Annotated in this window: 14 protein-coding genes; 10 read left to right on the top strand and 4 right to left on the bottom strand. The window is 41.5% G+C overall.

The window, feature by feature from the left end; translation table 11 throughout:
- Positions 1 to 676: 676 nt before the first annotated feature.
- Both mtnA and V7K56_RS15365 read left to right on the top strand, forming a co-directional pair.
- Entirely contained in the window at positions 677 to 1,738 is a 1,062-nt protein-coding gene (gene mtnA / locus V7K56_RS15370; RefSeq protein ID WP_334911743.1) for an S-methyl-5-thioribose-1-phosphate isomerase, read from the top strand.
- Between the two features lie 482 nt (positions 1,739 to 2,220).
- Positions 2,221 to 2,673 (top strand): hypothetical protein, encoded by a 453-nt coding sequence (locus tag V7K56_RS15365; RefSeq protein ID WP_334911742.1) that lies wholly within the window; start codon positions 2,221 to 2,223, stop codon positions 2,671 to 2,673.
- 752 nt (positions 2,674 to 3,425) lie between these two features.
- Here the strand turns inward: V7K56_RS15365 and V7K56_RS15360 are convergent.
- Positions 3,426 to 4,847 carry an NADP-dependent isocitrate dehydrogenase gene (locus V7K56_RS15360; protein WP_334911741.1) on the bottom strand — a complete coding sequence of 474 codons (1,422 nt, stop codon included), beginning with the start codon at positions 4,845 to 4,847 and terminating at the stop codon, positions 3,426 to 3,428.
- Between the two features lie 275 nt (positions 4,848 to 5,122).
- Here V7K56_RS15360 and V7K56_RS15355 point away from each other — a divergent pair, with 275 nt between their 5' ends.
- The 7 genes from V7K56_RS15355 (at position 5,123) to V7K56_RS15325 (ending at position 10,958) form a co-directional block, all read left to right on the top strand.
- Entirely contained in the window at positions 5,123 to 5,851 is a 729-nt protein-coding gene (locus V7K56_RS15355; protein WP_334911740.1) for a GUN4 domain-containing protein, read from the top strand.
- Positions 5,852 to 5,876: 25 nt separating this feature from the next.
- A complete protein-coding gene (locus V7K56_RS15350; protein WP_334911739.1) occupies positions 5,877 to 6,095 on the top strand; it encodes a type II toxin-antitoxin system HicB family antitoxin in 219 nt (72 codons plus the stop codon).
- Complete coding sequence (locus V7K56_RS15345; protein WP_334911738.1) at positions 6,095 to 6,325, top strand: type II toxin-antitoxin system HicA family toxin; 231 nt, start codon at positions 6,095 to 6,097, stop codon at positions 6,323 to 6,325. The genes V7K56_RS15350 and V7K56_RS15345 overlap by 1 nt, the downstream gene beginning before the upstream one ends.
- A 49-nt stretch (positions 6,326 to 6,374) precedes the next feature.
- Complete coding sequence (locus V7K56_RS15340) at positions 6,375 to 7,496, top strand: ABC transporter ATP-binding protein (RefSeq protein WP_334911737.1); 1,122 nt, start codon at positions 6,375 to 6,377, stop codon at positions 7,494 to 7,496.
- Between the two features lie 111 nt (positions 7,497 to 7,607).
- Positions 7,608 to 8,387 carry a superoxide dismutase gene (locus tag V7K56_RS15335; protein ID WP_334911736.1) on the top strand — a complete coding sequence of 260 codons (780 nt, stop codon included), beginning with the start codon at positions 7,608 to 7,610 and terminating at the stop codon, positions 8,385 to 8,387.
- A 467-nt stretch (positions 8,388 to 8,854) separates the two neighbouring features.
- A complete protein-coding gene (locus V7K56_RS15330) occupies positions 8,855 to 9,550 on the top strand; it encodes a hypothetical protein (RefSeq protein WP_334911735.1) in 696 nt (231 codons plus the stop codon).
- Positions 9,551 to 9,752: 202 nt separating this feature from the next.
- A complete protein-coding gene (locus V7K56_RS15325; protein WP_334911734.1) occupies positions 9,753 to 10,958 on the top strand; it encodes a PepSY-associated TM helix domain-containing protein in 1,206 nt (401 codons plus the stop codon).
- A 348-nt stretch (positions 10,959 to 11,306) separates the two neighbouring features.
- Here V7K56_RS15325 and rsmG read toward each other — a convergent pair whose 3' ends face one another.
- Complete coding sequence (gene rsmG / locus V7K56_RS15320) at positions 11,307 to 12,044, bottom strand: 16S rRNA (guanine(527)-N(7))-methyltransferase RsmG (RefSeq protein WP_334911733.1); 738 nt, start codon at positions 12,042 to 12,044, stop codon at positions 11,307 to 11,309.
- Between the two features lie 151 nt (positions 12,045 to 12,195).
- Positions 12,196 to 12,870 carry an ABC transporter ATP-binding protein gene (locus tag V7K56_RS15315; RefSeq protein WP_334911732.1) on the bottom strand — a complete coding sequence of 225 codons (675 nt, stop codon included), beginning with the start codon at positions 12,868 to 12,870 and terminating at the stop codon, positions 12,196 to 12,198.
- A 380-nt stretch (positions 12,871 to 13,250) separates the two neighbouring features.
- Between V7K56_RS15315 and V7K56_RS15310 the strand changes: the two genes are divergently transcribed.
- The gene (locus tag V7K56_RS15310) at positions 13,251 to 13,496 is read left to right on the top strand and encodes a transposase (RefSeq protein WP_442940053.1); all 246 of its coding nucleotides are present in this window, start codon (positions 13,251 to 13,253) and stop codon (positions 13,494 to 13,496) included.
- 63 nt (positions 13,497 to 13,559) lie between these two features.
- On the opposite strand, the gene V7K56_RS15305 is transcribed toward V7K56_RS15310, so the two are convergent.
- Positions 13,560 to 14,417 (bottom strand): acyl-CoA desaturase, encoded by an 858-nt coding sequence (locus V7K56_RS15305; RefSeq protein ID WP_334911731.1) that lies wholly within the window; start codon positions 14,415 to 14,417, stop codon positions 13,560 to 13,562.
- Between the last annotated feature and the right edge of the window lie 213 nt (positions 14,418 to 14,630).

Here is a 14,630-nt window from a genome sequence, read left to right as displayed (position 1 = left end):
TAATTAGTAATGATGGGCAAAACAATGCTTTGATTAAAACTTATTTTGATGGTTATTCGTCGCAACTGAAACTCAATGGCATCAATCCTAGCCAATTGCAAGCTAGTGATTTTATTTTGAGTACAGGAACAGATTTGAATTTGTAGATTTAAAAAATCCTGATATTACTCTGAGTAGTAGCAATTTTAGTCTGATTGCCTAGTAAGGCTTCGTTAAAATTCCAAATGCTCATATCATAAGCATTTGGAATTTTGCAGATTTGTCAAATATGCAAAGGTAGGAAAAAAGCGTAGGCAAACTGAGTCAAAAGGTAAAAATAAAAACAAATAATGATAAATTTCCATAAACGTATAAGAAGTAAGATTATACTTGATAAAGTAACTATCCGCGCAGCAAAATAATAAAAAGTTATAAATAGTGAATTGTGATTTTTAAAATGAAATCATCAGGGTGTATTAACCCTCTTTTGTTACTCTCGGAAAACAATAATCTCAGCCAAATTCTGAGACTTGGATTTAATCGGGGTTTGAGGCTTTACTTTCTAACAGAAACTAAAATTTATAGACAAAAAGTAGAAATTAAAGCTCCGTAACCGTTTGAGCGATTAGATTCTCCCAAAGTGACAAAAGAGGGATTAAAGTAAAAAATATTGCCTATCCACTAATTACCTTTTTTTATGACACTTTCTCCAAATCAAGTTTATCCCGTTATATGGCACAACGACTCGGTGTCACTAATCGATCAAACGCGCTTACCCAACGAATATACCTTTGTGGAAATTCACCGCAGTGAAGATATGGCGCGGGCGATTAAAACTATGATTGTGCGAGGTGCGCCTGCAATTGGTGTCGCTGCGGCTTATGGAATGTATCTTGGTGCAAGAGAATTTGAGACAAGCGATCGCCACGAATTTTTGCAACACTTAGATAAAGTAGCCGAGATGTTGCGTTCCACTCGTCCGACAGCGGTGAATTTATATTGGGCAATTAGCCGGATGCTGAAAGCCGCTTACGAAACGCTGGGAACGGTAGAAGACATCAAGCAAACCCTGTTTCAAACAGCCCAAGCAATCAATGCTGAAGATTTGCAAACCTGTCAGGCGATCGGCGACAATGGTTTAGCAGTTTTACCGTCTACCCCAGAAAAGCTGACGCTGCTTACTCACTGCAACGCTGGAGCATTAGCTACTGCTGGATATGGCACTGCTTTGGGTGTTGTGCGTTCTGCATGGAGAGAAGGACGTTTAGGACGGCTTTTTGCTGACGAAACCCGTCCTCGCTTACAAGGTGCAAAACTCACCGCTTGGGAATGTGTGCAAGAAGGGATTCCAGTGACATTAATTACTGATAATATGGCAGCCCATTGCATGAAACAGGGTTTGATTCATGCTGTAGTTGTGGGTGCCGATCGCATTGCTGCTAATGGTGACACTGCCAATAAAATTGGTACGTATAGTGTAGCGATCGCAGCTAAAGCCCATAATATACCCTTCTTTGTGGCTGCGCCCCTTTCCACCATTGATTTTGAATTAGCCGATGGCAGCAAAATTCCCATTGAAGAACGCGAACCAGCAGAAATTTATCAAGTTGGTGATACCATTCTCACACCTGCGGGTGTAGATTTTTACAACCCAGCTTTTGATGTCACTCCAGCTGAGTTGATTACAGCCATCATTACAGAGAATGGAGCGATCGCACCAGGGGAGTTGGTGAAATCACGGCTAAAGCAAGTAGTATAAATCATTAAGAGACTTGCAAGAAAATAAAATACCAATCAAGCTGGGATAATAGCTTTTAGCGTACTGGATTAACCTAGATAACTAATGCTGGCATCTTACTAAAAGTTATTTAGGAAATCTCAGAGCATTGAGACTTAGACAAATTGCAGAAATATCTGGAAGTGAGCGATGAGCAAGTATTGTGAGCAGCGGCGTTGTCGATGTTATCACCAGTGACTAGTAATGGTGTAAATTTTTTAAACGTTCATTTGTTAAACAGCAACTGACAGTATACTCTAAAGTTTATTAAGACACATAATACCGTAAAAACACCAAGGTTAAAATTTCTAGCCTGCAATGATCTCTTGGTCGTTGTTTTTAACCTCAAAGCGCAATAGTTTTCGTCCCAGTAGTGTATTGAAGCACTAGTTAATTGCGCGAGTTTACTGCTATCACATCTCAGCAATATTTGCAGAAAACAGAAATTAATTGGAGGTACGTTTGTGAAATTATCTAAACTGTTTAAAATTCTATGTTTCACAACAGCATTTGCGATTTCATCACCATTTACGTTGCTGATTCAAGAAAACAAGGCTCTGGCAGGTGCAGGTACATCTGTCCTTAATACAGGTGAGTTCTTATCCCCTGGTCAATATTTGATTTCACCTAATCAGCAATATACAGCTGAACTGGAAGATGATGGAAACTTTGTTCTTTATGATTCATCTAACTATGTTCTCTGGGAATCAAATACTTTTGACACAGAAGTTAACAACATTGTCATGCAATACGACTGCAATTTAGTCATTTATGATTCTAATGCAATCCCCACCTGGGCAACTTTTACTGCAACTAACTCTAATTGTAGTCTCAATGTTCAAGATGATGGTAACTTAGTAATTTATACAGGTGATAATGTTCCTGTATGGGCAAGTGGAACAAGATTGAGAGATTAAAGATAAGCTGCTTTGCTTAATGCTAAATTGGCTTGTTAGTAAACCACAAATCTTTGAAAACTAACTTAAAGACAGACGTTTCAGCTATCCTAAATTAGGAGTATTCACCATTGATAATAGAGCGTTCCCTTTAAGCAAGCTTTGGGGATCGCCTGAAATCCCAACTAATAGGTTGTTTTTCGGGAAGATGTCGGGAAATCAATGTGATTACGACATTGGAGTGTTTTAACCTAAAGACACAAGAACTTTAGGGATTAAGTGACTCGCTAACGGAAGTGCGATCACTTGCATCTTGTGTTGTTAGGTGTTTCATGACCCTGATGCAAACAATCGCACTAGTACAGCACCGCGTAAATAATTGGACTTTGGATAAAAAAGTCCAATTTCTTGAAAATCACTAAAAATTCCCAGCAAGCGTCTTAAAATGAATTCTCTTGCTAGTCTTCTAAAGAAGACTAGGAAAACCTGAGTTCGGCATAAGCTCAAGCCCTCATTACGTCGTTGCTTAATTTTGGGATCTGTCAACCTGCTTGCGTCGTTTCAGCGAGTTAACGTTGAATAAACCTCTTTAAGCCGAACTGAGGTTAAGAAAGGGTTTGAGTCCACTTGAATGCACTTTATCTATAAGAAAGAGAAATTTATTTTTGGGCAGGCTAGGGAGCTAATTGAAAATGCTGCAATATCTCAGGTTAAGAGGCTTGAAGCTAGCGTGTGAATTCGATTCGCTAGGGCTTAAGTTGACACCAGTGCATTTAATCAAAATGCTGAATAATTGCTTCGGCAAATTCAGAACATTTTAAGGGTTCAACTGGCGGTTCTAACAACCGGGCTAAATCGTAGGTGACTTGACTACTCGCGATCGCATCGCTTAAACCTTTCTTAATTAGGTCTGCGGCTTCTTGCCAACCCAAAAACTCCAGCATCATCACACCAGACAAAATCACTGAACCAGGATTAATCCGATCTAAACCGGCGTGTTTGGGTGCAGTACCGTGGGTAGCTTCAAATATGGCACAAGCATCACCAATATTTGCCCCTGGCCCCATTCCCAATCCCCCAACAATGGCGGCGGTGGCATCAGACAAGTAATCGCCGTTCAAGTTCATCGTCGCCAAAATTGAATACTCATCCGGTCTGGTTTGGATTTGTTGAAAAATACTGTCAGCAATCCGGTCATTCACCAAAACTTTATCTTTCCATTTTCCCTCGCCGTGGGTTGCCCAAATTGAGTTAAGAACAGTTTCAACTTCCTTGACAATTTGCGCTTTCTTCTCCTCAGTGAGACTATCAAACCCAGGATCAATCTCGCGGGCGTTTTCTTCCAAGGAAATATTTAGATTTTTTTCCTTGTTACTCAAAATCCAAGATTCTCGTTCAGTGACAGTACAGGCGCGAAATTCGCTGGTTGCTAGTTCATAACCCCAATCACGGAAAGCGCCTTCGGTGTACTTCATGATGTTGCCCTTATGCACCAAAGTCACCTGTTGCTTGTGTTTGGGCAATAGCAAAGCGTTTTTGATGGCACGTCTGACTAGGCGCTGAGAACCAGTTTTGCTGATGGGTTTGATGCCAATACCAGAATCAAGAGGAATTCGTTTTTTCCCATGTTCTGGGGTGGCAGGGATTAGTTCTTCATTAAGAATTTTAATTAAGCGATCGCCGATTTCGCTACCTTGTCGCCACTCAATGCCTAAATAAATATCTTCCGTATTCTCTCGATAAACAATAACATCTAGCTTTTCGGGATTTTTGTGGGGTGAAGGCGTACCTGCATAGTAACGGCAAGGACGCACACAGGCATACAAGTCAAAAATTTGCCGCAGTGCTACATTTAAAGAACGAATTCCCCCCCCAACGGGAGTAGTCAAAGGCCCTTTAATAGCGACACCATATTCTTCAATTGCTGTGAGAGTATCTTGAGGTAAATATTGATAAGTACCGTATAAATCGCAGGCTTCATCGCCAGCGTATACTTTGAACCAACTAATTTGACGCTGACCCTTGTATGCTTTGGCTACCGCAGCATCTAACACCTTTTGGGTAGCAGGCCAGATATCTATACCTGTACCATCGCCCCGAATAAAGGGGATGATTGGATTTTCTGGTACGATTGGTTCACCATTTTTGAAAGTAATTTTTGCTCCAGTTGCGGGGGGGGTAATCTTGTCGTACATCGTTCACACACTCCTAATCGATACGCTGCTATTCAAAAAATCCTTATGTGGCAGGCTTGTATATTTTGCTATGTCTTTTGTTCACCAAGCCATAAGGCACAGATTTTCCCCCTATTCCCCTTGTACATTATTTGGGGATTAAATGTGGGATTCAGTGAAGCGATCGCAATTTTGTACGATCAAAAATAGTAAACTACTTTTCGCTATCAGTGCTTCACTTTAAAGAATGCCCGATAGCTTACCGCTCTTTCACTGACCGCTAAAACGAGAATGGCATGACAGACCCAATGATTTTATCAGGCCCTGCAAATGACATCGACTCCCTCCGACAACCATTAATCGCTGGGTCTGAAAGAGTCCAACAACAGATAATCCCACAGTTAGCTGAGTTGGGTAATGAGGGATTAGACGTGTTAATGGAATTTTTACTAAAACGACGTGAGAATCCACCGACTTGGGTTGATGGCAAAGCTTACCAAGTCCTTTATAACTCTGATGCACCTCAAGCCAAAGAATTTCTACGATCGTGTTTTCCTGAGGGAATTGTACCTCTAAAATCAGAATGCGGGATTAACTACAATTCTTTGCAACAGCTACTCGCTGCTCAAGACTTCCAAGCCGCCGATCGCGTCACCATCGAAAAAATGTGCGAACTATCAGGGCCAACGGCTGTACAACGAAAATGGTTGTATTTTACTGAAGTAGAAAATACTTCGTCTGTTGACTTACAAACCATTAACAACCTATGGTTAGTCAACTCCGAAGGTAAATTTGGTTTTTCAGTGCAGCGAGAAATCTGGTTGAGTTTAGGTAAAAATTGGGAGAATTTCTGGCCGAAAATTGGCTGGAAAGCGGGTAATAACTGGACGCGATACCCTAACGAGTTTACCTGGGATTTAAGTGCGCCTAAAGGTCATTTGCCTCTTTCTAATCAACTTCGGGGAGTACGAGTTTTTGCTTCTTTACTCTCTCACCCAGCTTGGTCAAAGAATCCAGAAAAATAATTTTGAGCTTACGGACAAATAGACTATGATCAATCCCACCAACAGAGAATTCTACGTCATTATTGAACGGGATGAAGATGGCTACTATGTCGGAGAAGTACCTCAGCTACAAGCCTGTTACAGTCAAGGAGAAACAATTGATGAGTTGATGGCTAACATCAAAGAAGTAATTGAGCTTTGTTTAGAAACAAAAAGTGATGAAAAAATACCAGAATTTATAGGTATTCAAAAGGTAGTACTTTAATGCCAAAACTACCAGTTTTAACAGGTAAAACAGTTATTAACGCCCTTGAGAAAATAGAATTTCAGGCGGTGCGTCAAAAAGGCTCTCATGTACAAATGGAACGTGAAGATGGGCGCTTAGTAACTATTCCTGTTCATGCTGGTAAAACAATAGGTAAAGGATTACTACGCAAAATACTACGCGATGCTGAACTGACCAGGGAAGAGTTTATCGCATTGCTGGAATCATAGAGTTGGGAAGTTTTTTACCAATTCCAAAAGCACAATACCAAATTAGATAATGGCCAACGTTCGTCTAGAAGATATTAAGCGTAGATTCAATAACGTCACTGCTATTGAGGACATTACCTTTGAAATTCCTGATGGCGAGTTTTGGGTTTTAGTCGGGCCATCAGGTTGTGGTAAGTCGACAATTTTGCGAACGATCGCTGGTTTAGAAACTGCTACATCTGGCAAACTTTATATTGGCGATCGCTTGGTAAATAATATCCCAGCCAGACAACGGGATGTGGCAATGGTGTTCCAAAACTACGCTCTCTATCCTCACATGAGTGTGGCGCAAAATATCGGCTTTGGCTTGGAAATGCGGAAGGTTGACCGAAAAATCATTCAAGAGCGGGTGATGAATGTGGCACGTTCGCTTTCTCTGGATCGCTTGCTAGATCGTAAACCCAAACAACTTTCGGGGGGACAGCAACAAAGAGTAGCATTAGGGAGAGCGATCGCTCGTGAACCACAAGTGTTTTTACTTGATGAACCTTTATCTAATTTAGATGCCCAATTGCGCGATGATACCAGGGCAGAATTGAAACAGTTACATCAACAATTAGGTATTACAACTATTTACGTCACCCACGATCAAGTTGAAGCAATGACTTTGGCTGACAAAATTGTCGTCCTAAATCGAGGACGTATTCAACAAATTGGCGAACCCCAAACTATTTATGCAAATCCTGCTAATCAAATGGTGGCAAGTTTTTTAGGCAGTCCGCCAATGAATATTTTGCCTGCAATCTATCAAAATAACGGTTTTGATGTGAGTGGACAGTTATTAGCGATTCCAGCAGTTGTAAATGAAAAATTACAGTTGCGTCAAGGATATAGTCTTGATTTAGGGATTCGTCCAGAGCATATCAAAATCAACACTGACTCAGAACGGGCTAAACCCCCCGCTACCGCTAACAATACTCAAAACTCAGGACTATTATCGGTTGAAGTTAAAGTTGTGGAACCTTTGGGAAGAGAAACTTTGATTCGTGCTGTTTTACCTGGTTCGGCGGTGATGTTGAATATTCAGGTAAGCGGTGATATGCGTCTTCGTCCAGGCGATCGCCTTTCTCTACAGCTCGATTTAAATCAGTTGTTTGTATTCGATCCCAAAACTGGGGACAGAATTTTATAAAGAGTTTCTTAAACTGCCAGAAGTAATCGCTAATTTCTAATTTTTTGTAGCCAAAATCTAAGAAAATGAAAACTGCAATACAGACTGAATAGATTCGCTGCAAAAACTTATATGACTATTAATCGACGACATTTCTTGTTTTTACTTACATCAGGTGCTGGTGCTTTTGCATTAGACGCTTGTGCTTTGGCAGAGAAATCTCCTCAAGGAAACACTGCAATTTCCAACACAACACCAAATACAACAGCAAATACAACACCAAATACACCAGGAGCTATCCAACTACCACCTTTACCTTACGCCTACGAAGCACTGGAACCACACATCGATACCAAAACGATGCAATTTCATCATGATAAACACCACGCAACTTATGTGAAAAACCTGAATGCAGCCTTAGAAAAACATCCAGAACTCAAAGGTAAAAGTGTTGAAGAACTGTTGCAAAAACTTGACAGTGTACCACAAGATATTCGCAAAACAGTACGTAATAATGGCGGTGGTCATGTCAACCACTCAATGTTCTGGCAAATTATGAAGCCGAAAGGTGGGGGAGAACCAACAGGAAATATAGCCTCCGCGATTAATCAAAATTTTGGCTCTTTTGCAGCTTTTAAAAAACAGTTTAACGAAGCTGGTGCTGGTCGTTTTGGTAGCGGTTGGGTTTGGCTAGTGCGTAACAAGGGTGGCAAGTTAGAAGTGGCAACTACAGCTAACCAAGATACTCCCTTAAGTGCAGGTAAATATCCCATTCTGGGTAATGATGTATGGGAACATGCATATTATCTTAATTATCAGAACCGCCGTGCCGATTATTTAGACGCTTGGTGGAATGTGGTTAATTGGGATGAGATTAACAAGCGGTTTGTAGCAGCAAGTAAATTTGCCTGAAACCAGACAACAATTTAGAATTGTAGACGCTTAAAACTGGCAACAGAAACAATATTCTGCTGCCAGTTTTTTAATGTGATTATGTTGCACAATTGTTATTAAAAGTCTGGCTGAGTGTGTGATTATGGCAAACTAAGTATACCGCAAATGTGAGTACAGAGTCAGCAGAAAAACTGCGATCGCTATAAATCTGACCTAACTTGTGTAATGTTTGAGGAGTTTAATGAAACTAGATAAATTACTTGATATCCTATTGCTCACAGGCTCTGTATTACTATTCTTCACAATTCCAGCCCAAAGCCAAGAGGAAAAAAGGAGGGACTTGCGGCAAGTTGGGATTTTAACTAGTACAAGTAAAAATAAGAATCAACCATTACCCTGACTCAGTTCTACACAACAAGTTCAGCCATTTAAAGTAAGCTAAAAAAGGCGAAACTACAAAACGGTCTAAGTCCGAGCATCCAGACATGAGTGCTAGCAGGACAAGAAATGGAGTAGATGTCAAACGTAAGGATTTTAGCATTGTAGTTTGGATGTTGCAAAGATGTGCCTATTTGTTAAAGCCTAGTCAGTGTATGATGAAATCTCAGAAATTTGAACAAACCCGTTCATGTGCAAAATGCGGCAATGAAGAAATGCGATATCTTGATGAACTAACCGCAGCATTTGAAGAAACACGCGCATGGTCTGAATCTTGTGACAAATGTGGTTCCACAGATTTTAGTAGTGGAGGTAGCGTGCTTCCCCCACTATCTCGCCAACAATTAGAAACTTGGGCTATTAACGACAAGCTTCATTTCTCACAACAAGACGAAGATTTGATGCTTGCTAGTCCAAGTAATTTAGAATTACTGCTAGAATTTCTAGATTCTCCTAACACCCATACCTGGCAAAGAAGAACTTTAGTCTCCACGCTCTATGTACTTTGGTTCGATGCTAATCACCCACCGGACGAAAGCTCTCGAAGCAATGCCGAATTTGCCAAAAAAGTTGCTCTTGAAATTGATAAACGCAGATCACTGTTGATTGAATTGGGGGCCGACGAATCCAAAGAATTCGGCGAACCGCTTTGGTATTTAAGCAACTATCTTAAAAGAGAATTTGAAAAACACAAACCCCTTCCACACATAATTGTCGATGGGAGGCTTGATCCCATCGAATAAAAGGGTGTTGCATAATGGCGGTATGAATCATTGAGGAATTGGAACATCCCAAAATTTGAGATAGTGAAGTAACAACCTCTAAAAGGTTTTATTACGCAAAATCGTCTCTCTTTGAATCGGAGAGCGACAGACTTGAACTAAAGTTCAAGGCAGGGAGAGGTTTATCGAACTCACATCCAACTAACCATTTTAGGAGGAAAACATGACAACGATAACCGCAAAACAGAAATTAAAATTTATCCTTCGTCGCTGGGTACAGCGGATTCATTTGGTGACAACTCTGCTCTTTGGTGGGTTTATTTTTCTGGAAATCCTTTCTGGGACGCTGTTGCTGTTCATGCCTGAACTCAAACCTCTGCTACACCCGAAGCTCTACCATGTCACACCCGGTTCTAGCATCTCGGTTGCAGAAGCACTAAAGTATACCCATGCTTGGAACCCTGCGTTCCGGGTTGAGAGTGTAATTACGCCTGTCTTGACGGGAAACGTCTATAGTGTGTCCAGCGCCGAAAGTACTGTGTTTATCGACCCTGGTACGGGTCAAATCAACGGTTTGGCTAATGTGAGTGATATCCTAGATTGGATATTTTCATTACATTACAGCTTTTTCTTACCAGGTAGTAGACCGGGTGGTAGCGATGGGTCTTTGTCCGAAACCTGGGGAAGATTTTCTGTCGGTGTAATTGGTGCGCTGCTTGTTCTCATGCTATTGACAGGGTTAGTGTTGTGGTGGCCGGGAATTAAACGGCGGCTTGCTGCTTTTAGAGTGCGGCGCAATAACAGTTTTGTTTGGAACTACAGCATCCATAAATTGATTGGAGTTATAGTAGCGATTCCTCTTTTGGTCATCACCTTGGTCATGCTGCCTTACAGCTTTGGTGACTACTCACAGCCCGTCCTCAATTTCTTGCATATTCCTGAGATGAATGCTCCCCGGATTATGTCTTCTAGAAATTCCGCACCAAAGGCAAATGGTGAGCAGCTCAGTTTGGATGAATTAGTCAATAAGGCGATCGCAGTAGCTCCAGGCAGTAAATTTATTAGTATTTACACGTATGATAATGAGCGCAAAGCCAACCCCAATCTTCCTGTAGATGCGACCCTAACCACAGGTTATGACGGCGCTTTGGGCACAGGGACCTGGGGTGGAAATGTGAGTGTGCAACTTGATCGTTACAGTGGTGAAGTGCTGAATTTTCAAGATGCTCGTGAGTCTCTTTTCTTGGCTCAGGCAATTCACGGTCAACTCTGGATGGGGATTCACATGGGAACCTGGGGCGGCTGGACAACCCGCATTTTAGAGTTTTTAATCAGTATTGCAGCGCTTTACCTTCCTTGGACTGGCATTCGGCAATGGTGGATTAAGCAAAAGGCACGAAAGACCAGGAAAAAAGATTTTGTTGTATAAAATGCAATCACATCAGACTATTTCTATTTTTCTTTTACCTAGAGTGAAAAAAAAGATAAGCTAGATAAAGATATAGCAACGGACAGGGAGCTTAGGACAGCAATAAAATCACATAGTATCCTGTTGAAGGCGCGTTTCCCACGAACTGTCCTAACGGCTTTGGCGACTGCTATAACTATAAAAAATAGCCGTAGTGCTTATTATTTTAGGGTTTCTGCTTTTCCTAAGGTCATTCCAGTATGAATCACTCTTGTACCTTTTTTCAAAACGCCGAAATATAAACATTCTCTGTACGTAAGGCTAATTCATCCTTTCACTCAGCAACGCCCTCTTTCTCGCACTCTCCACTCAAAGCGGTTTTTGAGAAGGTACACCTATAGCACGGGGAAAATTAAGTGGTGTGTTTCCTACCTTACGCACATAAAGGCAATGACGGATGCTATGACTTAGAGGAGTGGTAAATTTTTCAATTAATTCAATCACCCCACCTAGCTGGTTAACAGCATTTTGCAAAACTGTGGTTTCTTCCTTTGTCCAATTACCACGATAAATTACGGCTAAACCACTTTGTTTGAGTAATGGTAGGGCATATTCTGCACAAACAGAAGCTGTCCCAACAGCGCGGATTAAGGCAATATCGTAAGCTTGTCGGTGCTGGGGTTGCTGACCAATTTCTTCAGTTCTACCAACGAGAGTTTTGGCATTGAGCAGGGCAAGTTCAGTTAAGATTTTTTTGATAAAAGTAATTTTTTTCTGGGTTGAATCCATCAGAGTAATTTTGCAATTAGGTGCAGTAATTATTACTGGAATACCCGGAAAACCTGCACCTGTGCCAATATCAATCACAGATGTAGCTGCTTGAAGAGACGGGATAAATTGCCCCTGTGGCGCAATTCCTCGCAGAGAATCCCACAGATGTTTTTCCCAAAACTCTTGGGGGTCGGTGATCCGAGTTAAATTTAGTTGGCGGTTCCCTTCTAGGATTAATTCATAAAGCCTTTGGAATTGTGCTTGCTGTTGGACAGTTGGTTGCCAATTGAGAGTTTGCTGCCAGATTTCTGCCATCTCAGGCAATAAGTTTGTCATTAGTCATTAGTCATTGGTCATTTGTCATTTGTCATGGGGCATGAAGAAGAGACAAAAGAGATAAGGAAGAGAGTTGTTCAATAATTCCCCCTTGTCCCCCTTGTCCCCCTTATCTCCTTTCTCCCCTGCATCCCCAGTCTCCATTCCCCTTTCATACCGTTGGTAGAGGTTCTTTAACTTTTGATTCTAGTGTCTTTGGGTCTACTGATTCTAGTTCACCGTGGTTGAGTGTCCAGCAACGGTCTGCGATCGCTAACAGATCCCCAGCATCGTGTGTCACAATCAACAATGTCCAATCTTGTTTCAGTTTTGCTAATAAACTTACCAGTTGCCGACGCATTGACCAATCTAAACCAGCTGTGGGTTCATCTAATAACAGTAAATTTGGCTGGCGAATTAATTGCACTGCTAAAGCTAAACGTCGTTGCTGACCACCACTCAAAGCATGGGGAGCAGCAAAAAGCGATAAATGCTCTAATCCCACCTCACTCAGCGCCTGTCTGACTCGTTCTGACCCTAACTCAGGATGTCCTAAACGTAATTCTTCTAAAATCGAACCACCGCAAAAGTGCCTCTCTGGAAACTGAAATACCAACCCGGCTAATTGTTGTAGCTGTTCGGCTATAAGTTCTTGTTCTCGCCAGAAGAGTGCGCCAGTAGTGGGTTCGGCTAGTCCCGACAAAATTTCTAGTAAGGTACTTTTACCGGAACCACTCGGGCCAATAATCAGACCTAGTTGCTGGGGTGCTAACTCTAAATTGATCGATTTGAGAATCGCTGTTGGGCACGCTGTCGGATGATAATTTACATTTCGGAGATAAAGCATTTGTTAAAATTACCAAAAAGTCAGCAAATTACTGATTAGTTACACTGAGGGTGTCTGAAAAATTTGGAAAAAAATTTATAGCGCATTACCTGGATTAACACCTTAATTTAGCAGCAAGAATTATCTACTTTTTCTCCATTGTGGCAGACTAAGCCTTAAATAATGGCTACAGCAAGCCTGGAAACATGGAAAAATTACCAATATATAAGAAAATTTTGGTTGAAGCAGAGGCAAGTTGAAATTAACCATTTTTGCATTCTAAGTAACACATACAACTATTTCAACCGCAATTATTCTGAGAGGATGTTTGGAAAGTCAAAAAAAAGCTCGCATAGCGGTACTGTGTCAGTAGAAACTAATGCAACAGTGTTACGAAAGCAATGTCTAAATCTTACCCAAGCAACCTGACTTTGGAACAATGGGAATTACTATCGAGTTTAATCCCACCAGAAAGTTCAACAGGTCGTCTAGGTTTTGTTAACCTACGTGCAGTCATTAGCGCAATTTTCTATATACTTTGTGCTGGTTGTGCGTGGCGAATACTACCTGACGATTTTCCTAAATGGCAAACGTATATTACTACTTTCGCAAATGGCGGATTGATGGCACATGGGAAAAGATCATAAAAATTAGTAAGCCGACTGCAAGAAGCAATCGGCATAACAAATTCATGATAAATTAGTCGCAATTTAGCCGTGAGTTGCACCTTGAGGAGGACGCGAGACAACTTTTTTAGCTAAACCCAAAGTCTGCAACACTAGAATGCTCCACCAAGTAACATCAATTTCCCACCAAGACAACCCAGATTTCGCCATGTGGGGATAAGTATGATGGTTGTTGTGCCATCCTTCTCCATAAGTGACGAGGGATACCCACCAAAGATTACGAGCGCCATCATTAGCATCAAAGGTGCGATAACCCCATAGGTGTGATGCTGAGTTTACAAACCAGGTTGAATGCCAAAGCAAGACACATCTGAGAAACACTCCGTAGAATACAAAAGACCATCCTCCTAGAGCATAAAGCAGCAGCCCGAAAGGTATTTGCAATAGCAAAAAGTAGCGATCTAGCCAACAATAAAAGGGTTGTCTGGCTAAATCAGGGGCATATTTTTTATAAGTTTCATAATCAAAAAATTCTGGACGTGGGTAAAAAATCCACAATATGTGGCTCCACCAAAATCCTCTTTGAGCAGAATAGGGGTCTAAATTAATATCTTCTGTGTGAGCGTGATGCTGGCGGTGTCCACCTACCCAAAAAATTGGCCCGCCTTGCAAAGCCAACGCTCCAATCAGGGCGATCGCATACTCTAACCACTTCGGAACTTGGAAACTCCGATGGCTCAGTAGTCGGTGATATCCCAGGCAAATACCAATACTCCCGAATAACCAGTGAAGAAACACTAGCAAACCTAATGCTGGCCAGGAGAAAAACCAAGGAGCCAGAAGTGCTAAAGCATGAAATGTAGTAAAAAATACTACATTCGTCCAACTGAGTCGAGGTGAGTTGCCTCTCTCAGGGGCGATCGCCCCAAAATTTGCGGTCATAAAAATTCCTGTTGATGGATGATCAAGTGATTTACTTTTTATTGGGCATAATCCGACTAAGGATTTATCCACTCTCTCACCAGTTAGTTACAGTGAGTCAGCACGGTCTTCTCCCTTGGCGCCAGCCTCTCCCTTTGGGAGAAGGGGAGACGCCAAAGGCGATAGCGCAGCCTCTTCGAGTCATCTCCCAAGGGGAGACACTAAGAGCGAACG

The sequence above is a fragment of the Nostoc sp. genome, from assembly GCF_036917535.1.
Taxonomy (GTDB): Bacteria; Cyanobacteriota; Cyanobacteriia; order Cyanobacteriales; family Nostocaceae; genus Nostoc.
Note: the sequence above shows the minus strand (reverse complement) of the source record. Positions and strands in the feature narration are given on the sequence as shown.

Excerpts from the sequence above, each read along its gene's own strand:
- rsmG (WP_334911733.1), bottom strand. The coding sequence starts at position 12,044 with ATGACAAACTTATTGCCTGAGATGGCAGAAATCTGGCAGCAAACTCTC.
- V7K56_RS15345 (WP_334911738.1), top strand. The coding sequence starts at position 6,095 with ATGCCAAAACTACCAGTTTTAACAGGTAAAACAGTTATTAACGCCCTT.
- V7K56_RS15340 (WP_334911737.1), top strand. The coding sequence starts at position 6,375 with ATGGCCAACGTTCGTCTAGAAGATATTAAGCGTAGATTCAATAACGTC.
- V7K56_RS15360 (WP_334911741.1), bottom strand. The coding sequence starts at position 4,847 with ATGTACGACAAGATTACCCCCCCCGCAACTGGAGCAAAAATTACTTTC.
- V7K56_RS15325 (WP_334911734.1), top strand. The coding sequence starts at position 9,753 with ATGACAACGATAACCGCAAAACAGAAATTAAAATTTATCCTTCGTCGC.
- V7K56_RS15350 (WP_334911739.1), top strand. The coding sequence starts at position 5,877 with ATGATCAATCCCACCAACAGAGAATTCTACGTCATTATTGAACGGGAT.
- V7K56_RS15310 (WP_442940053.1), top strand. The coding sequence starts at position 13,251 with ATGTCTAAATCTTACCCAAGCAACCTGACTTTGGAACAATGGGAATTA.
- mtnA (WP_334911743.1), top strand. The coding sequence starts at position 677 with ATGACACTTTCTCCAAATCAAGTTTATCCCGTTATATGGCACAACGAC.
- V7K56_RS15355 (WP_334911740.1), top strand. The coding sequence starts at position 5,123 with ATGACAGACCCAATGATTTTATCAGGCCCTGCAAATGACATCGACTCC.
- V7K56_RS15335 (WP_334911736.1), top strand. The coding sequence starts at position 7,608 with ATGACTATTAATCGACGACATTTCTTGTTTTTACTTACATCAGGTGCT.
- V7K56_RS15305 (WP_334911731.1), bottom strand. The coding sequence starts at position 14,417 with ATGACCGCAAATTTTGGGGCGATCGCCCCTGAGAGAGGCAACTCACCT.
- V7K56_RS15330 (WP_334911735.1), top strand. The coding sequence starts at position 8,855 with ATGAGTGCTAGCAGGACAAGAAATGGAGTAGATGTCAAACGTAAGGAT.
- V7K56_RS15315 (WP_334911732.1), bottom strand. The coding sequence starts at position 12,870 with ATGCTTTATCTCCGAAATGTAAATTATCATCCGACAGCGTGCCCAACA.